Source organism: Micromonospora sp. NPDC049044 (assembly GCF_040649215.1).
Lineage (GTDB): Bacteria > Actinomycetota > Actinomycetes > Mycobacteriales > Micromonosporaceae > Micromonospora.
Map to the genome: position 1 here is coordinate 56,691 of NZ_JBEZFA010000025.1, position 25,618 is coordinate 82,308.

Consider the following 25,618-nt stretch of genomic DNA (forward strand, 5'->3'; position numbering starts at 1 on the left):
CCGGACCGCTCGCGGGGTCGGACCGGTTCCGTCCGGTCCGACCCCGCGCGCCCTGCCCGGTGTCACCCCTTCTGCTTCTCCTGGCACGGCACGCAGCAGCGGACATGCGGGAGAACCTCGAGGCGCTCGGCCGGGATGCGCTCGCCGCACCTCTCGCAGACACCGTAGGTGCCATCCGCGATCCGGCTGAGCGCACCGGTGATCTGCTCGAGGTGGCGGCGGGTGGCCACCAGCAGAGCGGCCCGGTTGTGGGCCTCGCCGGGGTCGCCGGTGTCCGCGTTGAGTTCGGTCAGTTCCCGTAGCCGAGCCGTCTGCGTCGCGAATTCGTCCGCCAGGGACGCGCGCAGATCAGCCAGCCAACCGTGCTCGGCTGCGCGTTGGTCGATGCTCATGGTCAGCCCTTCGAAAAGAGTGGGAAAAAGAAAAAGGGCCGAAGCCTGAGTAGCTTCGCCCTGCGGTCGTTCTGGGATGCAACGATTCCGCGGGTGGGCCTCGGCCGGCGCGCACCGGGCGCGACATGCGGTGCGTGGGCACGATGTAAAGGGCGCCGACGACCGGCACTCCCATGCACGCCTTGCCGAGGGCAGCCGTCACGACCTGGACAGCACCGGCTGCCGTCACGTCAGTGACGGCTGGCGAGCGGAGGGGCACCGGCGGCATGCCTCCACCATAGGGCGGCGACTGCGCTAAAGCCAACGCCCCCTGATCGATGCCCAACGCCTCGGGACAGGCAGTGGCAGCCGGAACGGCAGGGAGCCTCCGGCGCGATGCCGGAGGCTCCCTGGTCTGTCTGCCCCGCTCAGTTGAGGGCGTAGATCTCCGCGGCGGTGGTCCACGGGTTGCCGTTGACCTCGCTCAGAGCGCGTAGCCGCAGGTACTGCCCGGTCTTCGCGGTGAACCGGACCTCCTTCTGGCTGGCGTTGTTGGCGAACGTGCCGGTAGCCACTGCCGTACCCCAGTTGGTGCCGTCAGTGCTGACGTAGACCTCGTACTGGCCGATGCGCCCGTTGGCGGCGCCGGAGCCGCTGTCCTGCCGGGGCAGGTAGCGGATTCCGGAGACGGAGTAGCTGGCACCCAGGTTGATCTGGATCTCGTGGGGCATCGGGGCGTTGCCGCCGGTGTACTTCGTGTGCCAGATCGTGCTGAGATTTCCGTCGAAGGCGTTGGTCGCGGCGCCGTTCTCGGCGGTCGTCTCCTGGCTGTCCACGTACTTCAGGGACCAGCCGGTGCGCGGGATGACGCCGGCACTGGGCACGCAGACCGTGCTCAGCTGATGCGCGCCCCGGTCGGGACGGCAGCCCGCCGTGACGGCGCCGCCGAAGTAGTCACGGCTGCCCGGGTTGGTCATGACCTGGCCGCTGGCGAGGGCCGGGGAGCCGGCGCGGAGCCGGTAGCCACCGGCGTCACTGATCGACGTGGCGGTGCCCGGCGCGACGAACAGCGGGTCGGCCGTGATCTTGTTCGGGTCGGTGGGCTCACCGGCCGGGTGCTGACCGTAGAACACGTTGGAGTCGAACAGCAGCGCCCCGGCGTTGTAGCTGGCCTGGGTCGTGGTCACGTAGAAGATGTTGTTGTAGAACTCGGCGTTGGCGCCGGTCGAGCCGTTGCTGTTGTTGATGATCTGGGCTGCCTGGCCGACGTAGAAGACGTTGTTGTAGATCTTCGTGTTGGTGATCTTCCCGCAGACGAGGTCGAAGATCTGCCCGCGGTCGTTCTGGCTGATGTTGTAGCGCACGATGTTGTCCTTGGTGGTCGATCCCCCTCCGTTGCAGAGCAGGATGAAGCCGCCCTCGTTGTCGTGGCTGTAGTTGTACTGGTAGATGGTGCGGATGTTGCCCTCGTCCAGGTCGAAGCCCTGCCCGTCGCAGGTGCTCCGGCCGCCGCTGACCTCGTTGAACTGGAACAGGGCGTCGTTGATGTTCCAGCCCCAGATGCCGGCGGCGCACTGCGCGGGCTCGCGAACCCGGAAGCCGTCGACCCGGTTGTTCTCCACCAGGGCGCTCTGGGTGTGGTGCACGTCGATGGCGTCGCCGCCGATGTCGGTGACCGTGTTGCCGCGGACGACGACCCGGGTCTGCGGAAGCCAGTTGCCGCAGGTGGAGCCGCAGTTGGGGTTGGCCAGCTCGGGCCGGACCATCCAGCGGGTCCAGAAGTGGATGCCGTAGCGGTCGACGGTGCTGATCGTGTTGTTGTTGATCAGCACGTCGTCGAACTTCGTCTGGGTGGTGTTGCCCAGGACCTCGAAGAAGATGCCGGCGCTGGCGTCGTCGTCCTTCTTGGTCTGGTTGCCGTTGACGTCGTGGACGCTGAGCCCGGTCACCCGGTAGTAGGTGCCGGTGCCGGAGTTCTCGCGGATGATGTGCACGCCGCGGCGGGTCGCGATCGCCGACCCCTTGTTGGAGATGTCCAGGTTGCGGATCTCCCAGTACTGCTGGTTGTAGAGCTTCACCACGTCGGCGACGACGCCGTTGCCGGGCAGCGCCGGCTTGGCGCCGCTGCCGTACGCGTCGATGACGATCGGTGCGCCGGCCGCGCCGGAACCCTTGGGGAAGAGTTGCTGACCGGCGCAGGTGGTGCCGCGCCGGATCAGGATCTGGTCTCCGGCGGCGAACGTCCTGGCGTTCACCGGCGTGAAGCTGTTCCAGGGGCTGGCCTGGGTGCCGCTGCCCGACGTGCTCGCGGAGCAGTCGACGTAGTAGTTCGTTGCGGCTGCCGCGGCGGGGGGCGCGGCGACAAGTATTGCGGTGGCTAGCGTGGTCAAAGCCACAAACGAGGACCTGAACAGGCGCATCGAGAGTCCTAACCGTGGGGGTGGGGAGCGGTTCACTTTCTTGGAGCTGTCCTGCGCGTACGACCGGGGGGTATCGCCAGTGACGGGGCCCGGGGGGCCGCGGGCCCGTCCGCCGACGGGGGGCCGAGTCACCGGAACTTGCGGTTGTAGTCCGCGAGAAGACCGATCAGCACGGCGAGCGCCACGAGCATGATCGCGAGGCTGCCCCAGCCGACAGTGGGTCGGACGACCACGACGGTGACGACACAGGCGAGCGCGACCAGAATCCGGGCGACGACGAGCAGCACGGCACGCGTCGGTTCCTTCATGACATCCCTTTCTCGGGCCTCAGCCCTTGACGCCGCCGGCGGCCATGCCCTGGATCAGGCGACGCTGGATCAGCGCGTAGAGGAGCAGCACCGGCACGATGACCATGACCATGCCGGCGTAGAGCCGCCCGGGGTCAGCGGCCGCCTTCTGCGCGGCCATCAGGTTGAGCAGGCCGACCTGCAACGTCTTGCCCTCGCCGGGCAGCAGCGTCAGCGCGATGATGAAGTCGTTCCAGTACGCCAGGAAGTTGAAGAGGATCACCGTGGTGACCGCCGGTCGGGCCATCGGCAGCATCACCCGCGTCATGATCCGGAACCGGGATGCCCCGTCCAGCAGCGCGGCCTCCTCGAAGTCCCCCGGAATCGACCGGAAGTACGCGGTCAGCAGGTAGATCGTGAACGGGATCGAGGTCGCCGCGTAGACCAGCGAGAGCATCGCCGGGTTGTCGAGGAAGAACCCGTCGGGGAACACCTCGACCAGCGCGCGGTCCCAGTCGACCAGCATCAGGAAGATCGGCACCACGATGTAGTTGACGTTGACGAACAGCCCGGCCAGCAGCGCCGTCTCGACGATGCCCTTGCCGCGGAACTCGTACCGGGCGACGACGTACGCCGCCGGCACCGAGACCGCCAGCACGAGGACCAGGCCGAGGAGCGTGACAAGTACCGACGTGGCGAAGTAGCGGCCCATCTGCGCGCCGCCGAACGCGTCGACGTAGTTCTGCAGGTGCAGGCCCTCGGGCAGGGTCCAGGGGCTGCCGAAGAACTCGCTCTTGCGCTTCAGCGAGGCCACCAGCACCCAGCCGACCGGGATGACGATGAGCAGGGTGATCGCACCGACGAGCAGGTGGGTGAGGCCACGGCCGGGCCGTGGACCGGATTTGTTGATCGTGGTCATGGAGTGTCCTCTAGAACTGGAGGGGCTCACGCCGGGTCGCGCGGCTCACCAGGAGCGACACGAGGAACGAGAAAGCGAAGATCACCACGCCGATGGCCATGCCGTAGCCGTAGGCCGAGTTCGTGTACGCCTGCTTGTACATGTAGCTGAGCAGCACTTCGGAGGCGCCGTCCGGACCGCCGCCGGTCATCGCCCGGACCAGCACGAAACTGAGGTTGACCGCGCTGAGGATGAAGAAGGTCAACGTGGTGCGCAGGTTCTGCCAGATCAGCGGCAGCGTGACGGCGAAGAACTGCCGAGTGGCCGTCGCGCCGTCGAGCGCCGATGCCTCGTACAACTCCTCCGGGATGCCGGCCATGCTCGACATGTAGATGACCATGTAGTAGCCGAGCGACTGCCACAGCATCGCGATCGCTACCGAATAGAGCACCAGTTTCTGGTCGCCCAGCCAGACCTGTTGCAGGCCGTCCAGCGAGAGCAGCCGCAGCGTGCCGTTGAGCAGCCCGTTCTCCTGGTCGTAGACGGCCGAGAAGATCGCCGCGATGACCACTACCGAGAGCACGTTGGGGATGTAGAGCACGAACCGGTAGAGGGTGTGGCCGCGCAGCTTCTGCCGGGTCATGACGGCCGCGAGGAACAGACCCATCCCCATCGTCACCACTGTCACGACCACGAGCAGCGCGACGGTGTTCTGGAACGCGCGGAGGAACTGCTCGTCGTCGACGAGCTTGGTGAAGTTGTCCAGGCCGACGAACCTCATCTGCGCCGAGAAACCGCTCCAGCTGTAGAGCGACATCCGGAACACGCTGACGGTCGGCCAGATCATGAACAGGGCGAACAGCCCCAGCGCCGGGAGCAGGCAGGCGGCGACGAACCGACCGTCGCCGCGCCGGCCGCGTGCGCCGGAGCCACGCGTCGACGCCGGGGATCGGGTCGGCGTACGCCTGCTGGTGCCCGTTGGTGGTGGAGTGAGGGTCGTCGTCACCGTGACCAGTCCTTGCTTCTCGCGGGGGAGGGGATCGGCGGCAGCCCGGGACCGGGCTGCCGCCGGTGCGTCACTTGCCCGCTTGCCGCAGCTTCTCGCTGGCGTCGTTCAGTGCGGTCTGCCACTGGTCGACCGTCTTGTCGCCGCTGATGATGCTGTTCGCGGTGTCGAAGAGCGTGCCCTTGATGTTCACGCCCTCGACCGGGGCGGTGCTGGCGAAGCCGCCGACCAGAGCGGTGACGGTCGGGTCCTCGTAGAGCTGGTAGAACGGGGCGATCTCGGCGGGAAGCGTCTTGGCGATGCCCTTGACCGGCTGGATCGCGTTGGACTTGGCGAAGATGCCGGTCGCCTCGTCGGAGTAGAGGTACGCGACGAAGTCCTTCGCGGCGTCCTTGTTCTGGGCTCCGCTCGGCACCCAGGCCGACTCGACGATAGTGGTCAGGTAGCGCTTGCCTCCGGCGCTGACCGCCGGCAGCGGAGCCATCGCCCACTCGAACCCGCTCGCGCGCGGCGCGTCCTTCATCTCACCGACGACCCACGTGCCGTTCGGCATGAACAGCGTCTTGTTGTCCAGGAGCGACTGCTGGTTCTTGGTGAAGTCCTGCTCGTTCGCGTACCCGACGGTGGTCTTCGCCGCGTAGCTGAGCAGCTTGGTGGTGATGTCCAGGACCTGGCGGGCCTGGGGGGTCTTCCAGACGCCGTCGGAGTAGGTCATCACGTCCTTGTAGAACTGGTCCCCGCCGACGTCGGCGAGCAGCGCGAAGAAGAACGAGTCGAGGTAGCCCGCGGTCGGGTACGTGAACAGCGCGATGCCCTCGGCCTTGGCCGTGTCGCCGAGCTTGAACATGTCGTCCCACGTGGCGGGGACCTGCCAGCCCTTCTGCGCGAAGAGGCCCTTGTTGTAGACCAGGCCGGTCGGCGCGTAGTACATCGGCATCAGGTAGGTCTTGTCGTCGTTGTACGGGTTCGTGCTGAGGTTGCCCACGATCCCGTCGGCGAGCTTGGCCCGCACCGTGGTCTGCTCGCCCGGCACTGTCATGTCCAGGACGTCGGTGAGGTTTTCCAGCGCCTTGTCCTTCACCAGCGTCTCGGCGAGCGCGGCCTTGCGGCCCTGGGGCAGCACCACGACGTCCGGGAACTTGCCGGCCTTCATGTTCGGGCTGATCTCGTCCTCGAGTGTCTTCGAGAGCTGCAGCTGTACGTCCACATCGGGGTGCTTCGCCTTGTACGCGTCGACGACCTGCACGTACATGTCCCGGCCGTAGCCGCCCTCGAAGGCCGCGATCTTCAGAGTCTTCTTGCCGTCGGCGTTCTCGTCGCCACCGGAGCAGCCCGTGAGCAGGCTGAGCGCCGTCGTGACGGCGACCGCTAGGACTATGGGTTTTCTCAACATGGGGGGTCCTCCATGGGCGGTGCGCACAACTGTGCGGGAGTCGGCGGCGTGCACGGGGCGTGGTCCGCTAGATCGCTGGGCGGGCCGCGCGTTGTTACTGTGGCACCCGTAACATGAGCCGTCAAGAACGGTGCGTCGATACCAACGGTCAGCGGGACCGCGGCGCCGCAGTGGACTCCCGGACGATCAGGCTCGCCTGCGTCAGCGATTCGCCATCTGGATCGGTGCCGAGCAGGAGCGCGACGGCGGCAGCCCCTGAGCTGTAGAAGTCCTGCCGGACGGTGGTGAGCGGCGGGTGGCAGTACGCGGCCAGCTCGATGTCGTCCACGCTCACGATCGACACGTCCTGCGGCACCGATCGCCCGCGCTCCCGCAAGGCTTTGATCACGCCGAACGCCATCTCGTCGCTGGCCACGAAGATGGCCGTGACCTCGGGAATCATTGCCAGAATCTGCCCCTGGCGGTAGCCGGACTCAGGCGACCAGTCGCCCTCCAGCGCCGGTGGCGCGTCGATGCCGGCGGCGGCCAGGCACTCCTGCCAGCCCTGTCGACGCTGTCGGGCCTCGATCCACTCGTCCGGCCCGGCCACGTGCCACACCTGGCGGTGTCCCGCGTCCAGCAGGTGCTGGGTGGCCGTACGCCCCGCCTCGTGCTGGTCGATGCCCAGCACCCGCGCCCCGGTGGTGCGCGAGCCGTCCACGGTGACTGTCGGAATGTCCCGCGTGATGTCCTCCATCCGCTGGGTCACGGAGATCAGCGGGACCGCGATGATGATGCCGTCGACGCCCTGGTCGGAGAGCTTGAGCAGGGATTTCTCCATCAGCGCGGTGTCCAGTTCGGCGAGGGTCGCGATGCTCACCGAGTAGCCCGCCTGACCGGCCGCCGCCTCCACCCCGGCCGTCACCGCCGAGCGTGAGTAGTAGCCGCCGGCCTGGAGTAGCACCAGGCCGAGGGTGAAGCTGCGTCCCGAGGACAGCAGCCGGGGTGCGCCGTTGTACCGGTATCTGAGCTGCTCGGCGGCGTCGAGCACGCGGCGTCGAGTCTCCGCGTTGACGTTGGGCGAGTCGCGCAGCGTGCGCGAGACCGTCTGTGCCGACACACCGGCGGCGCGTGCCACATCAGCCATGCTCGGCTGCTTGCCACGCATTGTCGCCTCGGTCATCCGCCCTGCCCTCCTGAGAACCCGGTACGGCGGCATCCTAGCGCCATTGTTACGAATGGCACGGGTAACATAAGCTTCCGCCATGATCGAGACGACCCGGCCGGGCAGCACAGTGACATCGTCGACCAGACCATCGCCCGCGCTCGGCTGGAGCGACCGCCAGCTCTACCGCAACGGCGTCCCGCACCGCATCCTCTCCGGCGCCCTGCACTACTTCCGGGTCCACCCGCAGTTGTGGCGCGACCGGATCCGCCGGTTGGCCGACCTCGGTCTGAACACCGTCGACACGTACGTGCCCTGGAACTTCCACCAGCCGCACGCGGACCGCGCACCCCGCTTCGACGGCTGGCACGATCTTGAGGCGTTCATCGCGCTCGCCGGGGAGGAAGGCCTCGACGTCGTCCTGCGGCCCGGCCCGTACATCTGCGCGGAGTGGTCCAACGGCGGCCTGCCGGCCTGGCTGACTGCGCGTGACGTGGTCCTGCGCAGCTCCGACCCGGCGTTCATCCGGCCGGTCGAGCGGTGGTTCGACGAGCTGATCCCCCGCATCGCACGGCAGCAGACGCATGCCGGCGGACCGGTCGTGGCGGTACAGGTCGAGAACGAGTACGGCAGCTACGGAGACGACGAGGCGTACCTGCGCTGGAATCGCTCAGCCCTTGTCGCTCGCGGCATCACCGAGCTGCTGTTTACCGCCGACGGCCCCACCGAACTGATGCACGACGCGGGCACGGTGCCCGGAACCCTCGCCGCGGCCACTCTCGGCTCGAAGCCCGAGGCCGCGCGTAGCCTCTTCGCCCAGCGCCGACCCGACGAACCCTTCGTGGTCGCCGAGTACTGGAACGGGTGGTTCGACCACTGGGGCGAGCGGCACCACGTCCGCGCGGTGGACAGCGCAGTACGCACTCTCGACGGCATCATCGGCGAGGGCGGCAGCGTCAGCCTCTACATGGCCCACGGTGGCACCAACTTCGGTTTGTGGGCCGGCGCCAACGCCGACCGGGGCCGGCTACAGCCCACCATCACCAGCTACGACTCCGACGCGCCGATCGCCGAGGACGGCGCACTCACCGCGAAGTTCCACGCCATGCGCGCGGCACTCGGCCCGACCGGGCCGCTGCGGGTGCCCGAGCGGATGCCGGTGCTCCCGCCGACGCGGGTGCCGCTGAGCCACCGCGCCGACCTGATCGCCGGTCTGCGCGCCGTGCCGGCACCGGAGTCGACAGGCCCGCGGGCGGCCACCTTCGAGCAGCTCGGTCTGGACGCCGGGATGGTGCTGCTCACCGCCCACCCGAGAATCCCCACCGGCGAGCACACCATCATCCTCACCGACGTACGCGACCGGGCTGTCGTTCTCGCCGACGGCGTACCGGTGGGCGTGGCCGACGCCGAGCACCCGGAGGTGCCGATCCGCGGCACCGGGGCGGTCGTGCGCCTGGAGGTCCTGGTCGAGAACCTCGGCCGGATCAACTACGGCCCACTTGTCGGACAGCACAAGGGTCTGCTCGGACCGGTGCTCGTCGACCGCCGGATCGTGCACGGCTGGACCAGCTCGCCGATCGCCCTGACCGAGTGGACGCCGGACGACCTGCGCCTCGCGACCACCGCCGGACCGGCCGGCACCGGCGCGGGCTTCGCGGTCGCGACAGTGCACATCGACGAGCCGGCCGACACCTTCCTGGCCCTGCCCGGCTCGGTGCACGGCCTGGTCTGGGTCAACGGATTCCTGCTCGGCCGCTACTGGGACATCGGCCCGCAGGTGACCCTCTACTGCCCGGCACCACTGCTGCGTACCGGCGAGAACACTGTCGTCGTGCTGGAGACCGACCGGCTCGGCCCGGTCCTGGAACTGCGCGACCGGCCCGAGTTGGGCCCCACCGAGGAATACGTGGAGGAGTTCGAATGACCGTCTGATCGGGGGCCCGGTCGCCCGCCGTGTCAGCGGTCGACCGGGCCCGGCGCAACGGTCAGGCGCGCTTGCGGCGACGCTTCAACAGGACGAGTCCCAGGCCGGCCGCGAGCAGCGCGGCGCCCCCGCCGGCGACGAGCGGCATTGCGGTCGAACCACCGTCGGCGGCGGCGAGATCCGCGGAGTCGAAGTCGGTGTCCGGCTCCGAGCCGTCGGTCTCGGCCTCCGTGGCGGCGTTCGCGCTCGCGCTGGCGCTCGCACTGGGGCTGGGGGTGGCGCTGGGAGACGGGGACGGGGACTTCGAGGGATCCGCGCCGACGGCAGCGAGCGAATCACCGTTTAGCGCGACCTTGACCTTGGCCTGACCACCGCCGGACGAGACGACGGCGACGGACAGCTTGCTCGCCTTGTCCGTCAGTTTGGTGATGGCGTCCGTGTTCGGCGCTGCGTTGTTGGCGGCCGTCTTGTCCGCCGTCGTGGTGTCGATGAGTGACGATGCGCCGTAGGAGCCCTTGGGGACACGGTAGGCGTGGACGCCCTCGAGCTTCGCGTCGAAGTTGCCGGCCGCGTGGCGGTACTCGATGACGAGCCGGTCGCCGCCCAGGGCGATGTCCAGGGCGCGGACTCCGCTGCCCTTGCCGTGCAGGGAGCGCAGCGTGTAGACCCCCGACTTGGTGACCTTCTGGGACGCCCCGCCGTTGAGCCACCCGGCGTGGATCATCTCGGGCGCGGAGAAGCCGGATGCCCGATAGCCGGCGCCCATGATGCTCTTGTAGCTGGAGCCCTCCGACTTGCACGAACCCAGGTTGCCGCCGGTACACAGGAAGCGACCCTGGTGACCGAAGCCCAGGTTGTGTCCCAGCTCGTGTCCGACGACGTCGATGCCACTGGCGGTGCCGTACAGGTTGATCCAGGTGGTCGGGCCGGGCACGCTGGCAAGGCCGGCCCAGGGGCAGTTGGTCTTCTGCGCCGGAAAGACGATCGAGAGACTTTCGTAGTCCTTGCCCGCGACCAGACCCCGCTTGGTGAGTTCCTCCCGGGTCATCTCGTTGATCTTGCCCTGCGGGCAGCCGGCGGCACTGAGATTCAGCTTGATCGGCCCGAGGAACTGCTCCGGGACGGCGGGTACCACCGTGTACTGCCCGCGTGACACCTCCGACAGGAACGACGCGGCCGAGTCGCTCTTCGCCCCGAAGTAGGTGTCCGGCGTGGACGCCTTCACCTTGTCCGGGAACTGGAAGGAAGCGTCGTTGAACTCCACCAGTACGGGGAGGATCTTGCGCTTCACCGGGGCGGCGGCCGCGTGCGCCGGTGCGGGGAGGATGCCGGCGGTCAGCGCGGCGATGCCGGTGGCGAGAGCGATGCGGCCAAGGGCAGACGTCTTCATGGGTCCTTTTCCTTCGAGGGGTGCCGGGCGGCCACGGGCGCCGTTGCCCGTGGCCGCCCGGACTCTGTGGCGCAGCGTCACGCCACGCGCAGCCAGCCGGGCTGAGGCAGCTGTTGCGATCGGGGTACGGGTGGATTCGGGCAGGCCCGCGACGGTGCCGTCCCCACTACGGCCGTCGAGGACCACCCAGAGTCGACACAGGCACTACATTTTTAGACATCCTATGTCCGATGTCGTATGACCGTAGGGCGCATCAATGTGCCAGTCAAGCCGGCGGGAGACGGCGGCTATCGTGCAGCTCGTGACGCATGAACGTGAATTGGTCTCGCCTGTCGAGTTGTGCCAACCGGACGGGCGGCTCAATCCCGCGGCGGTCGGCTGGACCCGCCGCCCGCTGCACACCGCGAACCTGCGTGGCTGGGGCCGGACCAAGCGGTGGGAGTACTGGGGAATCGTGACGCCGCGGCACATCATCGGGCTGGTCGCCTCGTCACTGGACTACGCCGGTGTGCACAGCGTCTATGTGCTCGACCGGGACAGCGGCACCGAGACGAAGGCCGACGTGGTGGTGCCGCTGGCGCGGGGGACGGTGCTGCCGCCGCGCAGCGGCGTGGGCGAGGCTCGTGCACAGGGTGGTGGCCTGACGATCCGGATCGCTCAGCGGCCGGACGGCACCGCCATCTCGGCGAGCGCCCCCGGAGTACGGCTGGAGGTGGACGTGCCGTTGCCGGCCGGTCACGAGTCGCTCGGCGTGGTCGTGCCGTGGAGCCCCACGCGATTCCAGTACACGGTCAAGGACCTCGGCCGCCCTGTTCTCGGCACGCTGGAACTGCACGGCCAGACGTACGAGATCGGCGGGCCGGACGCGTTCGCCGTGCTGGACCACGGTCGCGGCAGATGGCCGTACTCGATCACGTGGAACTGGGCCGCCGGTGTGGCACCCGGACGGGCGATCCAGCTCGGGGGTCGGTGGACCGACGGCACCGGGGTCACCGAGAACTGCCTGTTCGTCGACGGCCGGCTGCACAAGATCGGCGAGGAACTGCGCTGGACCTACGACCGGTCGGACTGGCGTCGCCCGTGGCGGATCAGCGGCGAACGGGTCGAAGCCGAGTTCCAGCCGTTCCACGAAAAGGTGGCCCGCACCAACCTGGGTGTCGTCGCGAACGAGACGCACCAGTGTTTCGGGCACTTCTCCGGCTGGGCAAAGACGGACGACGGGACGACGGTGAGCCTCGACGGGCTCGTCGGCTGGGCCGAGGAGGCGCGCAACCGCTGGTAGTGGCTCCGCCAGATGCCCGATCCGTCCGATCGGCGCGCCGCTTCGAACTGTGGACACCCCACCTCCGTGTTTATGATCGACGACCCCGACCGGGGCACTGAGGCATGGCCGTCGGTTCGGCCCGGAGCAAGAGGTGAGGTGCGCGACGGTGAACCGCGAGGCGTACGCCTGCTGGGTGCGTGAGCCCGGCGCGGCGGAGATCCGGCCGGTGTCGCTGCCGACGCCGGGCCCGGACGAGGTGCTGGTCCGGGCCCGCTACTCAGGGGTCAGCCGGGGCACCGAGACGCTTGTCTTCGCCGGCCGGGTGCCCGTCGACCAGTACGCCGCGATGCGCGCGCCCTTTCAGGAGGGTGACTTCCCCGGCCCGGTCAAGTACGGCTACCTCAGTGTCGGCGAGGTCGAACAGGGTCCGCCGGAGCTGCTCGGGCGCACGGTGTTCTGCCTGCACCCGCACCAGAGCGCGTACGTCGTGCCGGCCACCGCGGTGGTGCCGGTGCCGGACGGGGTGCCGCCGGCCCGCGCGGTGCTCGCCGGCACTGTGGAGACCGCGATCAACGCCCTGTGGGACGCCGCGCCGCTGGTCGGCGACCGGGTCACGGTGATCGGCGCGGGCATGGTGGGCTGCTGCGTCGCCGCCCTGCTCGCCCGGTTTCCCGGCGTGCAGGTCGAGCTTGTCGACATCGACGCCCGCCGGGCCGGGGTGGCCGGCGCGCTCGGCGTCGGGTTCGCCCAACCGGCCGAGGCGAGCGGCGACCGGGACCTGGTCGTGCACGCCAGCGCCACCGGCGCCGGCCTGCAACAGGCCCTGGACCTGCTCGCGCCCGAGGGCACGGTGATCGAGCTGAGCTGGTACGGCGACCGCCAGGTGCAGGTGTCGCTTGGCGGGTCGTTCCACTCCGGTCGGCTCACCGTCCGCAGCAGCCAGGTGGGCATGGTCGCTCCCGCCCGGCGGGGACGGCGCAGTCACACCGACCGGCTGGCGCTCGCCCTGGACCTGCTCGACGATCCGGCCTTCGACGCGTTGATCACCGGCGCGTCCCGGTTCGCGGAGCTGCCCGACGTGCTCGCCAGACTGAGCGCGGGCGACCTGCCCGCGCTCTGCCACCTCATCACCTACGACGACGGGGAGTGACAGTGTTCAGCGTGACCGTTCGGGATCACATGATGATCGCCCACAGTTTCCACGGCGAGGTGTTCGGTCCGGCCCAACGCCTGCACGGGGCGACGTTCGTGGTGGACGCGACGTTCCGCCGCGCCGACCTGGACGCCGACGGCATCGTCGTCGACATCGGCCTGGCCACCGAGCAGCTGCGGGCCGTCCTGGGTGAGCTGACCTACCGCAACCTCGACGACGAGCCGGCCTTCGCCGGGGTGAACACCACCACCGAGGTGCTGGCCCGTACGGTCGCCGACCGGCTGGCCGAGCGCGTACACGCCGGCCACCTGGGCGCCGGCGCACGCGCGCTGGCGGGCATCACCGTCACCCTGCACGAGTCACACGTCGCCTGGGCCAGCTACGAGCGGTCACTGTGATCGACGCGGGTCGGGCGACGCCCTCCGCCGGCCCGGGTAGCACCGGCCGTACGGTGCACGTCGTCCTGCCCGGCGACATCGACGACCCGGCCACGCCCAGTGGCGGCAACACCTACGACCGGCGCGTCTGCGTGGGGCTCGGCGAGCGTGGCTGGGCGGTACGCGAGCACGCGGTGCCCGGCACCTGGCCGAGCCCTCAGCCGGCCGACCGGGCGGCACTGGCCGCGGTGCTCGCCGCCGCGCCGGACGACGCCGTGGTGCTGCTCGACGGTCTGCTCGCCTCGTGCGTGCCGGACCTGCTCGTCCCGCACGCCCGACGGCTACGCCTGGTCGTCCTCGTGCACATGCCGTTCGACGACGAGGCGGAGGGCCGGGCGCTGGCCGCCGCCCGGGCCGTCGTCACCACGAGCGAGTGGACCCGCCGCCGCCTGCTCCTGCGCCACCCGCTGCGCCCCGACCGGATTCGGGTCGCGCCGCCGGGCGTGACCGCCGCTCCGCTGGCGCCTCCCGGCTCGACCGCCGGGAACCGGCTGCTCTGCGTGGCCGCGGTCACCCACCACAAGGGCCACGACGTGCTCGTCGACGCGTTGACGGTGCTGGCCGAGGTGCCGTGGACGCTTGTCTGCGCGGGCACGCTGACCCGGGAACCCGAGCTGGTACGCCGGCTGCGCGAGCGGCTCGTCGGCGCGGGCCTCGCCGACCGGGTTCGGCTGGCGGGCCCGCTCACCGGTGCCGCGCTCGACGCCGCGTACGCCGACGCCGACCTGCTGGTGCTGCCCTCGCGGAGCGAGACCTACGGCATGGTCGTCACCGAGGCACTGGCCCGGGGCCTGCCCGTGCTGGCCACCCAGGTCGGTGGTCTGCCCGAGGCGCTCGGCCGGACCGCCGACGGCGACCTACCGGGGCTGCTGGTGCCACCGGACGATCCGGCCGCCCTGGCCGGCGCGCTGAGCTGGTGGTTGGGCGACGAACTGCTGCGCGCCCGGCTGCGGTGGGCGGCTGTCGGCCGGCGGCACACCCTTACCGACTGGACAGTGACAGCCGCGTCGCTGACCGCCGTGCTGGAGGAGGTGGCGGCATGACCGTCGAGGAGACCCTGCCATTCGCCGACTGGTTGCGGTTGCGGGAGCCGGCCGACGCGGCGGCGCGGGCCGAGGAACTGCTGGACGCGGTCCGGCCCCGGTTGACCGGCACCACGCCGACAGTCATCCACGACCTGGGCAGTGGTACCGGCTCGATGAGTCGCTGGCTGGCCACCCGGCTGCCCGGCCCGCAGCACTGGGTGCTGCACGACCGCGACGCCGACCTGCTGGCCCGTGCCGCCGAGGGCATGACCGGGGTGGTCGCCGCCGACGGCGCCCCGGTCACCGTGGGCACCCGCTGCGGTGACCTCACCCGGCTCAGCGCCGCCGATTTGGCCGAGGCCTCCCTGGTCACCGCGTCCGCCCTGCTGGACATGCTGACCGCCGAGGAGATCGAACGGGTGGTGGCCGCCTGCGTCGGCCGGCCCACCCTGTTCGCCGTCTCGGTGACCGGTCGGGTGCGACTGACCCCGGGCGACCCGTTGGACGCGGCGGTCGAGGCCGCGTTCAACGACCACCAGCGGCGTACCGTCGACGGCCGCCGACTGCTCGGCCCGGACGCCGTCGCCGCCACCGCCGCCGCGTTCGCCCGGCGCGGCGTGAGCGTGCGGCAACGGCCCAGCCCGTGGCGGCTCGGCCCGGCGCAGGCCGACCTGGCCGCCGAGTGGTTCCGGGGCTGGGTGGGCGCGGCCTGCGCGCAGCGTGCCGACCTGGCCGGCCCGGCCGAGGCGTACGCCCGGCGGCGGCTGGCCGACGCGGCGGCCGGCCGGCTCACCGTGCTTGTCGAGCACAGTGACCTCCTCGCGGGTGGATGAACCGTTCACTGCCTGGGTACGTGGACTAGGGCAAGTGGACGATCTTCAAGGGGAGGGCCGGCGCCGATGTTCTGGGCCTGGGCACGAGTGGTCGGCGGGGTCGGTCTGCTCGCCGTCCTGTTGTGGCAGGTGGGCACCGGCCCGTTCCTCGCCGGGGTGCGGCTGATCGACGCGCCGGCGTTGGCCGCCGCGCTCGTCATCGGGGTGCTCACCACTGTCTGCGCGGCGTGGCGGTGGAGTCTGGTCGCCGGTGGCCTGGGTGTGCGGCTGCCGCTGCCGACCGCGGTGGCGCACTGCTACCGGGCGGTCTTCCTCAACGCCACCCTCCCGGGCGGGGTGCTCGGCGACGTGCACCGGGCGGTCCGCCACGGCCGCGACGCCGGGGACGTCAGCCGGGGCATCCGCGCGGTGGTCTGGGAACGTACCGCCGGGCAGGTGGTGCTTGTCGGCGTCGCGCTTGTGGTGCTCGCCGCCCTCCCGTCCCCGGTGCGGCAGTATCTGCCCGTCGCCGCCGCGCTGCTTGTCGCGGCCGGGCTGGTCGCCGTGCTGCTGGCCCGGGTGGTGCCGAACGCCGGCCCCTCGCGCTGGGCGCGGGCGCTGCGCACCGCCGGGGCGGACGTGCGGTCCGGGCTGCTGTCCCGGCGCACCTGGCTCGGCGTGCTGATCGCCTCCGCGGTGATGGTCGCCGGTCACCTGGCCACCTTCCTGGTGGCGGCCCGCACCGCCGGATCCGACGCCCCGCTGTCGCGGTTGCTGCCGTTGACGCTGCTCGCCCTGCTCGCCATGGGCCTGCCGCTGAACATCGCCGGTTTCGGCCCGCGAGAGGGGGTGGCCGCCTGGGTGTTCGGCGCGGCTGGCCTCAGCGCGGCCGAGGGCGTCGCCACCGCCACCGTCTACGGTGCACTGATTCTGGTCGCCAGCCTGCCCGGAGCCGCGGTGCTGCTGGTGCGACGGAACCGACATCCGGTCGCCGCCGGGGAAGCCACCCCCGGTGACGGCTGTTGACTCGGTGGTGAGGTACACGCGTCGCCGCGCGTCGGTGGCGCCGGACAGAGGAGCCCCATGCCCGAAGCATTGCCGGTCGCCACGATCCGTACCCAGGTCACTGTGCCGTTGACGTTTCCCGACGGCTACGCCACGACGGTCCGGGTGTTCTCGTTCAAGGGCCTGGTGGACGGCCGGGAGCACCTCGCGTTAGGCCTGGGTGACTGGGCCGGCGCGCTGGACCGGCTCGCCACCGGGGGAGAGCCGCCGCTGGTCCGCCCGCACAGCGAGTGCCTGACCGGCGACGTGTTCGGCAGCCAACGCTGCGACTGCGGGCCGCAGCTGCGCGAGGCGGTGCAGCGGATCGCCGAGACCGGTGGTTTCCTGCTCTACCTGCGCCAGGAGGGGCGGGGCATCGGCCTGTACGCCAAACTCGACGCGTACGCGTTGCAGGACGCCGGGCTGGACACCTACCAGGCCAACGTCGCCCTGGGCCGGGGTGAGGACGAGCGGGACTACACCGCCGCCGCGCAGATGCTCAGCACGTTGGGGGTGCCGCGGATCCGACTGCTGAGCAGCAACCCGGACAAGGCCGTGCAGCTGGCCCGCCTCGGCGTGGACGTCGCCGAACAGGTGCCCACGAGCGTCTTCCTCTCGCCGGCAAACGCCGACTACCTGGCCGCCAAGGCCGCCAAGGCGGCCGAGGTCGTCGCGGCGGCGCCCGACCTGCCTGTCGACAAGTGAGCCGCCCACCGGCGTCGACGCGGCCGTACGTGCTGCTCAGTTGCGCCACCTCGATCGACGGGTACATCGACGACGCGTCCGACACGCGGTTGCTGCTGTCCAACGACGACGACCTGGACCGGGTCGACGCGGTCCGGGCCAGCTGCGACGCGATCCTGGTCGGTGCCGGCACCGTCCGCCGCGACGACCCCCGGCTGCTGGTGCGCTCGGCGAGCCGCCGGGCCGAGCGGGTGGCGTGCGGTCGGCCCGCCTCGCCCACCAAGGTCACCCTGACCGCCCGCGGTGACCTGGACCCGACCGCCCGGTTCTTCACCGCTGGCGACCCGGCCCGGCTCGTCTACTGCGCCACCGCGGCCGTGGAGAAGACCCGGGAACGCCTCGGTCGACTGGCCACAGTGGTGGACGCGGGGGAGCCGGTCGACCCCGGGTGGCTGCTGCACGACCTGGCCGTGCGAGGCGTCCGGCGGCTGATGGTGGAGGGCGGCGGGACGGTGCACGCCCAGTTCCTCGCCGCCGGTCTCGCCGACGAGTTGCACCTGGTGGTCGCCCCGTTCTTCGTCGGCGACGGCCGGGCCCCCCGGTTCGTCGGCGAGGGGAGCTTTCCCTGGCATCCGGGCCGCCGCGCCCGGCTGGCCGAGGCCCGCCAGATCGGCGACGTGGTGCTGCTGCGCTACGCCCTCTCCGACCGCTGCGCCGACGGAGACGCCACCGCCCCGCCGACTGGTTGATCATGAGGTGGGCCCGACCGCATTGTCGCTTGTGGTCGCGGTGTGGGTAGGCGGCGGGCACCGGGGCCCTCGCGGCCGAGCACGTCGCGGGGGTTGGTGAGGTGGCACGCGCGCAGCGAGAGGCAGCCGCATCCGATGCACGCGCTGAGGTCGTCGCGAAGTGCCCGCAGGTGTTCGATCCGAGCGTCGAGGACGCCACGCCACTCGACGGACAGGCGGGCCCAGTCGTCGGGCGTCGGGGTGCGTTCGCTGGGCAGTTGATCCAGGGCCGCCCGGATCACCGTGAGCGAGATGCCGACGTGTTGGGAGGCCCGGATGAACGCCACCCGGCGCAACGTGTCGCGGCTGTACCGGCGTTGGTTGCTCGCCGTCCGGCTGCTGTGGATCAGACCCTTGCGTTCGTAGAAGTGCAGCGCGGAGACCGCGACGCCGCTGCGGTCGGCGACCTGCCCGACGGTGAGTTCGTGGAACGTGGTGCGGGCCCTCGGCATGGGACCCACTCTAGGACTTGACCTCAATCGAGGTTGAGGCCAGAGGATCAGTGCGTCCAGATCCACGAATCAGGGAGCACTGTCATGGCCAACGTTCTCGTCATCGGCGCCACCGGCAAGCAGGGCGGTGCCGTCGCCGAACTACTGCTCGACCACGGCCACGACGTCGTCGCCTACCTGCGGTCGCCCGAGTCACCCGCCGCGATGGCGCTGTCCAGCGCCGGTGTCCGGCTCGTCGCCGGCGACCTGGCCCATCCGGAGGGCCTCGCCGACGCCGCCAAGGGTGTCGACGCGATCTTCGGCCTGTCCGTGCCGTTCGGATCCGGCGGTAAGGACGAGGAGGTCGCACAGGGACGCCATCTGGTCGATGTCGCGGCGCGCGTCGACGCGCACCTGGTCTACTCGTCGGTACGCGGTGCCGGCCGGTTGGCACAGACCGATCTCGACCATGCCGACAGCAAGCAGCTCGTCGAGGCGTACCTGCGGGACCGGCAGGTCCGGGCGACAGTCCTCGGGCCCGTGTACTTCATGGAGAACGTGCTGAACGTCGGGTTCAGCCGGCTTACCGACGGGGTCCTGGCCAACCCGCTGACCGCGGGCAAGCCGCTGGACCAGGTGACCGTGCGCGACATCGCCGGTCTCGCGGTGCACGCCGTCGAGCACCCGGACCGGTTCGTCGGCGAACGGATCGACGTCGCCTCCGACCGGATCACCGGCGACGAGGCGGCCCGCATCCTCAGCGACGTGCTCGGTCGCGAGATCCCCTACCAGCAGATGCCGTTGGACCAGGTGCGGCAGTGGGCCGGCGACGAGATCGCCGACATGTTCCAACGGTTCGAGGAGAACACCGACTTCGTCGACATCGACGGGCTGCGCGCCAGGTACCCGGAGGTGACCTGGCACCGCTACGCGGAATGGGTCCGGACTGTCGACTGGGACCGTGTCCTGGCCAGCCGGCCGACCTGGCAGTAGGTCTGCCCGCCGCAGCTGGTCGGGGACGCCCACGCCGCTAGGGTGGCTCGCGTGCCACGACTCGTGCAGATCACCGCAGACAACGTCGAGGACGCGTGCCGGATCACCGTCCGACCGGACCAGCAGACGTTCGTGTCGCCGGTCGCCTGGTCCCTCGCCGAGGCGTACGCCCAGCCCGAGGTCGCGTGGCCCCGCCTGATCGTCGAGGGCGACGTGATCGTCGGTTTCCTGATGGGCTTCTTCGACATCGTCTGGGCCCCGGAGCGCTCCGACGAGCGACGATCGGGCCTGTGGCGGCTGAACGTCGCCGCCGACCAGCAGGGCCGGGGGTACGGCCGCTTCGCGGTGCGGGCCGTCGGCGACGAGGCTCGCCGACGTGGGCGGGATCGGATCTACACCACCTGGAAACCGGCGGCGGACGGTCCGGAGCGGTTCTACCTCAAGCTCGGCTTCCAGCCGACCGGGGAGACGAGCGGCGGCGAGGTCGTCGGGGTGCGACACCTGACCGACTGATCAGTCAGGGGGCGAGGGGTGCGTACGATGCGCTGTCGACTTCCCCTCGTCGCCGCGGAGGTATCGGGTAGATGGCAGGCCAGCACGAGGGTTTCGCCCTCGCCGTCGACCTGGGCACGTCCAACACGGTAGCGGTGCTGCGCTGGCCGGACGGGCGGACCCGTCCGTTGCTGATGGACGGTCAACCGGTAAGCCCGTCCGCCGTGTACGGCGACCCGGACGGCACCCTGCACTCCGGTTGGGACGCCCGCCGGTTGGCGCAGACCGACCCGGCGCGGTTCGAGGCGAACCCGAAGCGTCGGGTCGACGAACCGACGGTGCTGCTCGGTGACCGCTCGTACCCACCGTCGGACCTGCTCGCCGCGGTGCTGGCGGCGGTCGCGCAGGCAGCCGTGGGCACCGTGGGGTTCCTGCCCCCGGCCGTGGTGACCTGCCCGGCGGCGTGGGACGCGCGGCGACGGCAGGTGCTCGCCGACGCGCTGCTACAGGCGGGCTGGCCGCAGGCCGTCGAGCACACCCTCGCCGGGCCGACGCCGCCCGGCACCCGGCTGCTGCGCGAACCGGTGGCCGCCGCCCGCTACTACACGCAGGTGCTGCATCGGCCGGTGCCGGTTGGTGACGCGATCGCCGTGTTCGACTTCGGCGGCGGCACGCTCGACGTGGCGGTGCTGCGCAACGAGGGCGCGGATCCCTGGGGCGACTCCGGCTTCACAGTGGCCGCCGACGGCGGCCTGCCGGACCTGGGCGGCCTCGACCTCGACGCCGCGCTGGTGCAGCGGGTCGGCGAGCTGGTCGGGGAACACCACGCCGCGCAGTGGGCCCGGCTGACCCGACCGGAGGACCCGGCGCAGCGCCGCGACCAGGTGCGGCTCTGGGACGAGGTACGCGGCGCGAAGGAGACGCTGTCCCGTTCGACGGTGGCGCCGGTAGCGGTGCCGGGGGTGGCCGAAGCGGTGCAGCTGACCCGGGCCGACGTCGAGCGGGTGGCCACGCCGCTGTTGCGCCGCGCGGTGGACCGGGCCCGGGAGGTGATCGCCGCCGCCGGACTCCGCCCCGACCAGCTCGCCGGACTGTTCCTCGTCGGTGGCTCGTCGCGGATCCCCCTGGTGGCCCGGATGCTGCACACCGAGTTGGGGGTGGCGCCGACGGTGCTCGACCAGCCGGAGTTGCCGGTGGCCGAGGGGGCGCTCACCGACCTGCCGCTGCGCCGACCGGTGCCGGTACCGGCGTACGCCGGGCCGCAACCCGCCCCAGCCGCGCCGGCTCCGTTGAGTCCACCCGCGCCGGCCGGGCCGGTCGGACCGGTCGGGGGCGGGCCAGCCGTACCGGCTCAGCCCTGGCCGCACTCGCCCGCGCCGGCCGGCCCGGGTCGGGCCGGTGCCCCGCCGGCCGGTCCGCCCGCGCCTGGTTGGTTGGGGGCCGCGCCGGGGCCGGCCGGCGCGGCGCGCTGGCGGCGGGCGCGCTGGGTGGTGCTGGGCGTGGTGCTGGCCCTGCTCGGGGTGGGCACCGCAGCGACGCTGTACCTCACCCGGGACCGCTACCCGGACCTGGAGTTCGCGCCGCTGCGCGAGCTGTCCCGGCCGGCGGCCGGCAGCGAGCGGCCGGCCGACATGCTCACGGCGGTGCTCGATGACCGGGCCTACCTCGGGTATTCGTTGCCGGACCACCGCCTGGAGGTGGTGGCGGTCGACACCACAAGCGGTGCGGAGCTGTGGCGCAGGGCGACCGACGTGCGGGCCGACGACTGGGAGGCGATCATCGCCGTGCCGGGCGCGGTCGCGGTCCGCGCCGACGCCCCGGGCGACAGCACCACCCGGCCGCTGGCCGTGCTCGACGGCCGTACGGGCGCGCAACGCTGGCAGCAGGCGATCCGCGGCGACGACGACATCTTCTTCGCCGCTGACACCGCGGTGCTCGTGGACCGGGCCGCCGGCCAGTTGGTTGGCCTGCGGCTGAACGACGGCGCCACGAAGTGGACCCAGGCGAACCCCCGCGACCAGTACGGCGGCAGCCGCACCGCCGTCCGGCCGGTGGGCAGCGCGGAGGCGGCGGGTGGCCCGGCCTTCTTCGACGGCACGCCCCGCGACCCGTGGGCGCCCAAGGGGCGGCGACTGATCCAGGTGGGCGCGGACCGGTCCGTGCGCCTGCTCGACATGACCACCGGCGCCGTGCTGCGTCAGTGGGGCAGCGTCGCCGACTTCGACGACCTGGTGGTCGCCCACGAGGACCGCCTGTTCGTGGCCGCCAACGAGGGCGGTTACCAGCTGCTGGCGTACGACCTGGGGTCCGACGCGGCACCGGTGGTGCTCCACCGCTCCGGGGACGACAAGCAGCGCCCGAAGGCACTCGTGGCGTGCGGCGCGCGGCGGGCCTGCCTGCTGCAGGTGCCGGACAGCGACGTCGAACGCACCGAGGTGGTGGCCGCCACCGAAGGCGAAAGAATGGCGCACTGGCCGGCGCCGGGCGTGACCAACCTGGTCGCGGTGGGGGAGCAGGTGCTCGCCCAGCGGGAGTACCCGGAGCCGACCGTCACCCTCTTCGACGCCACCGGCAAGCCGGTGCTGCGGGACCGCGGTGGGGTGGCGGTCCGGCTGGACGAGGGCAACCTGCTGGTCTTCGCCAAGGCGCCCAGCGCGTTCGCGGACAACCGGGTGCTGGCCGGGGTGTGGGCCGAGTCCGGTGCGGTCGACGAGTTGGGCGAGCTGAAGGACGTACGTAGCTCGTCGTGCTCGTGGAACACCCACGTGATCGCCTGCGGCGCGGAGCAGGACTTCGTGCTGTACCGCTTCGCCGAGGACTGACGTTGGCGGTCGCCGGCCCGGCTCGTACGATGCTGCGGTGAATCTTCGGGGTACGGTCCGGGCCGATCGTCCGTTGGTGGTGCTGGCCGTCGGGGAGGAGGCCCGCTACCTGCCGCCTGACCTGCCGGTCCTGCTGACCGGCATGGGCAAGGTGAACGCCGCCAGCGCGGTGGCCGCGGTGCTGGCCGCCGGCCCCCGCCCCGCCCTGCTGCTCAACCTGGGCACCGCGGGCGCGTTGCGGCCCGGGTTGGCCGGCATCCACGAGGTCGCCACCGTACTCCAGCACGACCTGGACACCGACCTGCTGCGCACGCTCACCGGCGAGACCTACGGGGCGCCGCTGACCCTGGCCAGCGAGGGCGCGGTGCTGGCCACCGGTGACACGTTCGTGGCCGACGACGCGGCGCGGGACCGGTTGGCGCAGCGCGCCGACCTGGTCGACATGGAGGGGTACGCGGTGGCCTGGGCCGCCGCGCGGGCCGGCGTGCCGTGCCGGCTGGTCAAGCAGGTGAGCGACGAGGCGGGTGACGGCGCGGCCCGGACCTGGAAGGAATCGGTGGACGCCTGCGCCAGGGACCTCGCCGAGTGGGCCGGGCGACACCTCGCCTGACCACTCCGGTCACCTGGCGGGCTGGCGTGGTCCGAGCCCTGCAGTGGTTTCCCGGCGGCCGCCCCTGGGGATCAGGACATGCGCGGCCAGAGCGAGGGCCACGATCGCGGTGACCAGCACCGGTGGCCAGCCGCCAGCCCAGGGCAGCAGCAGCAGGGGCAGCAGTTGCGACGCCATCCGCCCCCACGGCACGCGGCCCGACAGCAGGTAGGCGAACAGTCCCCGGCCGAGCACGAACAGCAGCGGCCCGCCGATGATCAGCATCAGCCACCGTGCCGGGGTCGGTCCGGTCGGACGGTCGACGACGAGGTCGAAGGAGGCCGCCGTGACGGCCACGCCGACCAGCAGCACCAGATGGGTGTAGGGCGCGATCCGGGTGGACCGCCCGGGCACCGACGCGGCCGCGGTCTCGAGCAACTCGCCGGCCCGGTAGACGTAGATCTGCCAGAGCAGCAGCATGATGGCGAACGCGCAGAGCAGGGCGATGATCCTGAGGCGGTCGAATTCGCTGCGGCTGAGCTGCAGGGTGGGCACCAGGATGATGTCGCCGAGGGCCAGGATGACGAACTGCTGGTACCGCTCGCCCAGGTGGGCGGTGGTCCGGTCGTACTGGTCCAGCGGCACCCGGCCCAGCCCTGGTGTGGGGTAGCGCGCCGCCGCGGCGAGCAGGTCGATGGCGATCGCGACGGTCCAGATCCACCACCGCTCGGTGTCGGTCACCGCGCCGATGATCCACAGGACGCCGGACACCAGGAACCAGAACAGGAACCGGGTGGCCCGCGCCGTGGCCGAGCGGTGCTGCTGCCGGAACAACGCGCTGACCAGGACGATGCCCCGCACCACATGGGTGCCGACGTACGCGAGGGCGAAGGCCGTGGCCTGCCCGCTGCTGACCATCGGCAGCGATGCCGCCATCCCCACCGAGCCGACCATGGCGACCATCAGGATGGTCTGGATGGGGCGCTGCTGCGGGTCGTAGAACTCGGTGGTGGTGGAGGTGACCGACCAGGTCCACCAGATCGCGGTAAGCATCAGCAGCACTGTCGGGATGCGCGTCCAGGACCCCTCGTCGGCGAGCAGCTTCGAGGTCTGCGCGAGCGCGGCCACGAAGACCACGTCGAAGAGCAACTCCAGCAGCGTCGCCCGGGTCGACCCGTCCAGCCGTCGGACCAGCGCCGGGGTGCCTCTGGTGGTCATACCCGACCCTCCCGCTGCGTCCCCTGGAATTATCGGCGGCGGCGACGGCACCCGTCCGGGGATCGGCGATTCCCGCCGGTCGGGGAAGGGGACGGCCGGAGGTTGCCACGGCGTCGGACGCCGCGCGATGCTTCACCGCATCCATCAGTCTCGATCTCTTCGGAGGTTCGGATGCGCCGCTCCCCGCTTGTCGCCCTCGCCCTGACCATCCTGCTGCTCGTCGCGCCCGGTGCGGCGCAGGCCGCCGTCGCCGACCGGTCCGCCGCGCCCGCCGCCGACCCGGTGGCCCTGCTGACCGGGGTACGCACCGCGGGCACCGCCTGGGGTCTCGACCCCGCCACCGGCCGGATGACCCTCACCGTCGACGACACAGTGGCCGCCAGCGAACTGCGCGCCCTGCGGGCGGTCGCCGACCGGGCCGGGGTGCTGCTGCGTCGTGAACCCGGCACGTTGCGCCCACTGATCGCCGGTGGGCAGGGCATCTACGGCGGCGGCGGTCGCTGCTCGCTTGGCGCTAACGCGCGCAGCGGCAGCACCTACTACGTGATCACCGCCGGGCACTGCACCACCACCGCCAGCACCTGGTACACCGACAGCGCCCAGAGCACCGTGCTCGGCACCCGCACCGCCACCAGCTATCCGACGAACGACTACGGGCTGATCCGCTACACCGGTCGGATCGCCCACCCGAGCGCGGTCTACACCTACCCCGGCCTGGTGACCATCAACGGCCCCGGCACCGCGTACATCGGTCAGGCGGTGTGCCGTAGCGGCAGCACCACGGGGGTGCGCTGCGGCACCGTCACCGGCCTCAACCAGACAGTCAACTACGCCACCGGGGTGATCTACGGTCTGATCCGCACCAACATCTGCGCCGAGCCGGGGGACAGCGGCGGACCCCTCTACGTGGCCTCCACCGGCACCATCCTCGGCATCCTCTCCGGCGGCAGCGGCAACTGCACCTCCGGCGGCACCACCTACTACCAGCCGATCGGGGAGGTGCTGGCCGCGTACGGGCTGACGTTGCCCTGAC

The 25,618-nt window shown here is 71.2% G+C and carries 24 protein-coding genes; 14 read left to right on the plus strand and 10 right to left on the minus strand.

What is annotated here, in order from left to right; genetic code table 11:
* Positions 1-62 precede the first annotated feature (62 nt).
* The 7 genes from AB0B85_RS21040 to AB0B85_RS21070 form a co-directional block, all read right to left on the minus strand.
* Positions 63-392: a TraR/DksA C4-type zinc finger protein gene (locus tag AB0B85_RS21040; protein ID WP_357409734.1), complete on the minus strand. Its 330-nt coding sequence runs from the start codon at positions 390-392 to the stop codon at positions 63-65.
* A 407-nt stretch (positions 393-799) separates the two neighbouring features.
* The gene (locus AB0B85_RS21045) at positions 800-2,767 is read right to left on the minus strand and encodes a discoidin domain-containing protein (protein ID WP_357409736.1); all 1,968 of its coding nucleotides are present in this window, start codon (positions 2,765-2,767) and stop codon (positions 800-802) included.
* A 152-nt stretch (positions 2,768-2,919) separates the two neighbouring features.
* A complete protein-coding gene (locus AB0B85_RS21050; protein ID WP_357409738.1) occupies positions 2,920-3,099 on the minus strand; it encodes a hypothetical protein in 180 nt (59 codons plus the stop codon).
* Between the two features lie 19 nt (positions 3,100-3,118).
* The gene (locus tag AB0B85_RS21055) at positions 3,119-3,997 is read right to left on the minus strand and encodes a carbohydrate ABC transporter permease (RefSeq protein WP_357409740.1); all 879 of its coding nucleotides are present in this window, start codon (positions 3,995-3,997) and stop codon (positions 3,119-3,121) included.
* 10 nt (positions 3,998-4,007) lie between these two features.
* Positions 4,008-4,982, minus strand: coding sequence for a sugar ABC transporter permease (locus tag AB0B85_RS21060; RefSeq protein ID WP_357409742.1), 975 nt, complete (start codon positions 4,980-4,982; stop codon positions 4,008-4,010).
* 70 nt (positions 4,983-5,052) lie between these two features.
* Positions 5,053-6,375: a carbohydrate ABC transporter substrate-binding protein gene (locus tag AB0B85_RS21065; RefSeq protein WP_357409744.1), complete on the minus strand. Its 1,323-nt coding sequence runs from the start codon at positions 6,373-6,375 to the stop codon at positions 5,053-5,055.
* Positions 6,376-6,523: 148 nt separating this feature from the next.
* A complete protein-coding gene (locus tag AB0B85_RS21070) occupies positions 6,524-7,501 on the minus strand; it encodes a substrate-binding domain-containing protein (protein ID WP_357409746.1) in 978 nt (325 codons plus the stop codon).
* A gap of 118 nt (positions 7,502-7,619) precedes the next feature.
* Between AB0B85_RS21070 and AB0B85_RS21075 the strand changes: the two genes are divergently transcribed.
* Positions 7,620-9,443 (plus strand): glycoside hydrolase family 35 protein, encoded by a 1,824-nt coding sequence (locus tag AB0B85_RS21075; protein ID WP_357409748.1) that lies wholly within the window; start codon positions 7,620-7,622, stop codon positions 9,441-9,443.
* A 61-nt stretch (positions 9,444-9,504) separates the two neighbouring features.
* Here the strand turns inward: AB0B85_RS21075 and AB0B85_RS21080 are convergent, their stop codons facing one another.
* Positions 9,505-10,833 (minus strand): hypothetical protein, encoded by a 1,329-nt coding sequence (locus AB0B85_RS21080; RefSeq protein WP_357409750.1) that lies wholly within the window; start codon positions 10,831-10,833, stop codon positions 9,505-9,507.
* A 301-nt stretch (positions 10,834-11,134) separates the two neighbouring features.
* Here AB0B85_RS21080 and AB0B85_RS21085 point away from each other — a divergent pair, with 301 nt between their 5' ends.
* From AB0B85_RS21085 to AB0B85_RS21120, 8 genes are all read left to right on the plus strand, one after another.
* A complete protein-coding gene (locus AB0B85_RS21085; protein WP_357409752.1) occupies positions 11,135-12,115 on the plus strand; it encodes a DUF2804 domain-containing protein in 981 nt (326 codons plus the stop codon).
* A 148-nt stretch (positions 12,116-12,263) separates the two neighbouring features.
* Positions 12,264-13,247, plus strand: coding sequence for a dehydrogenase (locus tag AB0B85_RS21090; protein WP_357409754.1), 984 nt, complete (start codon positions 12,264-12,266; stop codon positions 13,245-13,247).
* Positions 13,248-13,249: 2 nt separating this feature from the next.
* The gene (locus tag AB0B85_RS21095) at positions 13,250-13,648 is read left to right on the plus strand and encodes a 6-carboxytetrahydropterin synthase (protein WP_357409756.1); all 399 of its coding nucleotides are present in this window, start codon (positions 13,250-13,252) and stop codon (positions 13,646-13,648) included.
* Positions 13,648-14,730, plus strand: coding sequence for a glycosyltransferase family 4 protein (locus tag AB0B85_RS21100; RefSeq protein ID WP_357409818.1), 1,083 nt, complete (start codon positions 13,648-13,650; stop codon positions 14,728-14,730). Before AB0B85_RS21095 ends, AB0B85_RS21100 begins: the two co-directional genes overlap by 1 nt.
* Positions 14,727-15,545, plus strand: a complete 819-nt coding sequence (locus AB0B85_RS21105; RefSeq protein ID WP_357409758.1) for a class I SAM-dependent methyltransferase — start codon at positions 14,727-14,729, stop codon at positions 15,543-15,545. The genes AB0B85_RS21100 and AB0B85_RS21105 overlap by 4 nt, the downstream gene beginning before the upstream one ends.
* A 66-nt stretch (positions 15,546-15,611) precedes the next feature.
* Positions 15,612-16,550 (plus strand): lysylphosphatidylglycerol synthase transmembrane domain-containing protein, encoded by a 939-nt coding sequence (locus AB0B85_RS21110; protein WP_357409760.1) that lies wholly within the window; start codon positions 15,612-15,614, stop codon positions 16,548-16,550.
* Positions 16,551-16,607: 57 nt separating this feature from the next.
* Positions 16,608-17,273, plus strand: a complete 666-nt coding sequence (ribA, locus tag AB0B85_RS21115; protein ID WP_357409762.1) for a GTP cyclohydrolase II — start codon at positions 16,608-16,610, stop codon at positions 17,271-17,273.
* The gene (locus tag AB0B85_RS21120; protein ID WP_357409764.1) at positions 17,270-18,001 is read left to right on the plus strand and encodes a dihydrofolate reductase family protein; all 732 of its coding nucleotides are present in this window, start codon (positions 17,270-17,272) and stop codon (positions 17,999-18,001) included. The genes ribA and AB0B85_RS21120 overlap by 4 nt, the downstream gene beginning before the upstream one ends.
* Here the strand turns inward: AB0B85_RS21120 and soxR are convergent.
* Positions 17,944-18,492 carry a redox-sensitive transcriptional activator SoxR gene (gene soxR / locus AB0B85_RS21125; RefSeq protein ID WP_357409766.1) on the minus strand — a complete coding sequence of 183 codons (549 nt, stop codon included), beginning with the start codon at positions 18,490-18,492 and terminating at the stop codon, positions 17,944-17,946. The two genes, AB0B85_RS21120 and soxR, sit on opposite strands and share 58 nt — an antisense overlap.
* Before the next feature lie 84 nt (positions 18,493-18,576).
* Here soxR and AB0B85_RS21130 point away from each other — a divergent pair, with 84 nt between their 5' ends.
* From AB0B85_RS21130 to AB0B85_RS21145, 4 genes are all read left to right on the plus strand, one after another.
* Complete coding sequence (locus tag AB0B85_RS21130) at positions 18,577-19,464, plus strand: NmrA/HSCARG family protein (protein WP_357409768.1); 888 nt, start codon at positions 18,577-18,579, stop codon at positions 19,462-19,464.
* A gap of 51 nt (positions 19,465-19,515) precedes the next feature.
* Positions 19,516-19,977 (plus strand): GNAT family N-acetyltransferase, encoded by a 462-nt coding sequence (locus AB0B85_RS21135; protein WP_357409770.1) that lies wholly within the window; start codon positions 19,516-19,518, stop codon positions 19,975-19,977.
* Positions 19,978-20,048: 71 nt separating this feature from the next.
* A complete protein-coding gene (locus tag AB0B85_RS21140) occupies positions 20,049-22,778 on the plus strand; it encodes an Hsp70 family protein (protein WP_357409772.1) in 2,730 nt (909 codons plus the stop codon).
* Positions 22,779-22,815: 37 nt separating this feature from the next.
* Positions 22,816-23,388 carry a nucleosidase gene (locus AB0B85_RS21145; protein ID WP_357409774.1) on the plus strand — a complete coding sequence of 191 codons (573 nt, stop codon included), beginning with the start codon at positions 22,816-22,818 and terminating at the stop codon, positions 23,386-23,388.
* Positions 23,389-23,397: 9 nt separating this feature from the next.
* Here AB0B85_RS21145 and AB0B85_RS21150 read toward each other — a convergent pair whose 3' ends face one another.
* Positions 23,398-24,585: a low temperature requirement protein A gene (locus AB0B85_RS21150; protein ID WP_357409776.1), complete on the minus strand. Its 1,188-nt coding sequence runs from the start codon at positions 24,583-24,585 to the stop codon at positions 23,398-23,400.
* Positions 24,586-24,756: 171 nt separating this feature from the next.
* Between AB0B85_RS21150 and AB0B85_RS21155 the strand changes: the two genes are divergently transcribed.
* Positions 24,757-25,617 carry a S1 family peptidase gene (locus AB0B85_RS21155; RefSeq protein WP_357409779.1) on the plus strand — a complete coding sequence of 287 codons (861 nt, stop codon included), beginning with the start codon at positions 24,757-24,759 and terminating at the stop codon, positions 25,615-25,617.
* Position 25,618: the final 1 nt, after the last annotated feature.

Excerpts from the sequence above, each read along its gene's own strand:
- AB0B85_RS21040 (WP_357409734.1), bottom strand. The coding sequence starts at position 392 with ATGAGCATCGACCAACGCGCAGCCGAGCACGGTTGGCTGGCTGATCTG.
- AB0B85_RS21050 (WP_357409738.1), bottom strand. The coding sequence starts at position 3,099 with ATGAAGGAACCGACGCGTGCCGTGCTGCTCGTCGTCGCCCGGATTCTG.
- AB0B85_RS21055 (WP_357409740.1), bottom strand. The coding sequence starts at position 3,997 with ATGACCACGATCAACAAATCCGGTCCACGGCCCGGCCGTGGCCTCACC.
- AB0B85_RS21065 (WP_357409744.1), bottom strand. The coding sequence starts at position 6,375 with ATGTTGAGAAAACCCATAGTCCTAGCGGTCGCCGTCACGACGGCGCTC.
- AB0B85_RS21070 (WP_357409746.1), bottom strand. The coding sequence starts at position 7,501 with ATGGCTGATGTGGCACGCGCCGCCGGTGTGTCGGCACAGACGGTCTCG.
- AB0B85_RS21075 (WP_357409748.1), top strand. The coding sequence starts at position 7,620 with ATGATCGAGACGACCCGGCCGGGCAGCACAGTGACATCGTCGACCAGA.
- AB0B85_RS21080 (WP_357409750.1), bottom strand. The coding sequence starts at position 10,833 with ATGAAGACGTCTGCCCTTGGCCGCATCGCTCTCGCCACCGGCATCGCC.
- AB0B85_RS21105 (WP_357409758.1), top strand. The coding sequence starts at position 14,727 with ATGACCGTCGAGGAGACCCTGCCATTCGCCGACTGGTTGCGGTTGCGG.
- AB0B85_RS21110 (WP_357409760.1), top strand. The coding sequence starts at position 15,612 with ATGTTCTGGGCCTGGGCACGAGTGGTCGGCGGGGTCGGTCTGCTCGCC.
- ribA (WP_357409762.1), top strand. The coding sequence starts at position 16,608 with ATGCCCGAAGCATTGCCGGTCGCCACGATCCGTACCCAGGTCACTGTG.
- soxR (WP_357409766.1), bottom strand. The coding sequence starts at position 18,492 with ATGCCGAGGGCCCGCACCACGTTCCACGAACTCACCGTCGGGCAGGTC.
- AB0B85_RS21130 (WP_357409768.1), top strand. The coding sequence starts at position 18,577 with ATGGCCAACGTTCTCGTCATCGGCGCCACCGGCAAGCAGGGCGGTGCC.
- AB0B85_RS21140 (WP_357409772.1), top strand. The coding sequence starts at position 20,049 with ATGGCAGGCCAGCACGAGGGTTTCGCCCTCGCCGTCGACCTGGGCACG.
- AB0B85_RS21150 (WP_357409776.1), bottom strand. The coding sequence starts at position 24,585 with ATGACCACCAGAGGCACCCCGGCGCTGGTCCGACGGCTGGACGGGTCG.
- AB0B85_RS21155 (WP_357409779.1), top strand. The coding sequence starts at position 24,757 with ATGCGCCGCTCCCCGCTTGTCGCCCTCGCCCTGACCATCCTGCTGCTC.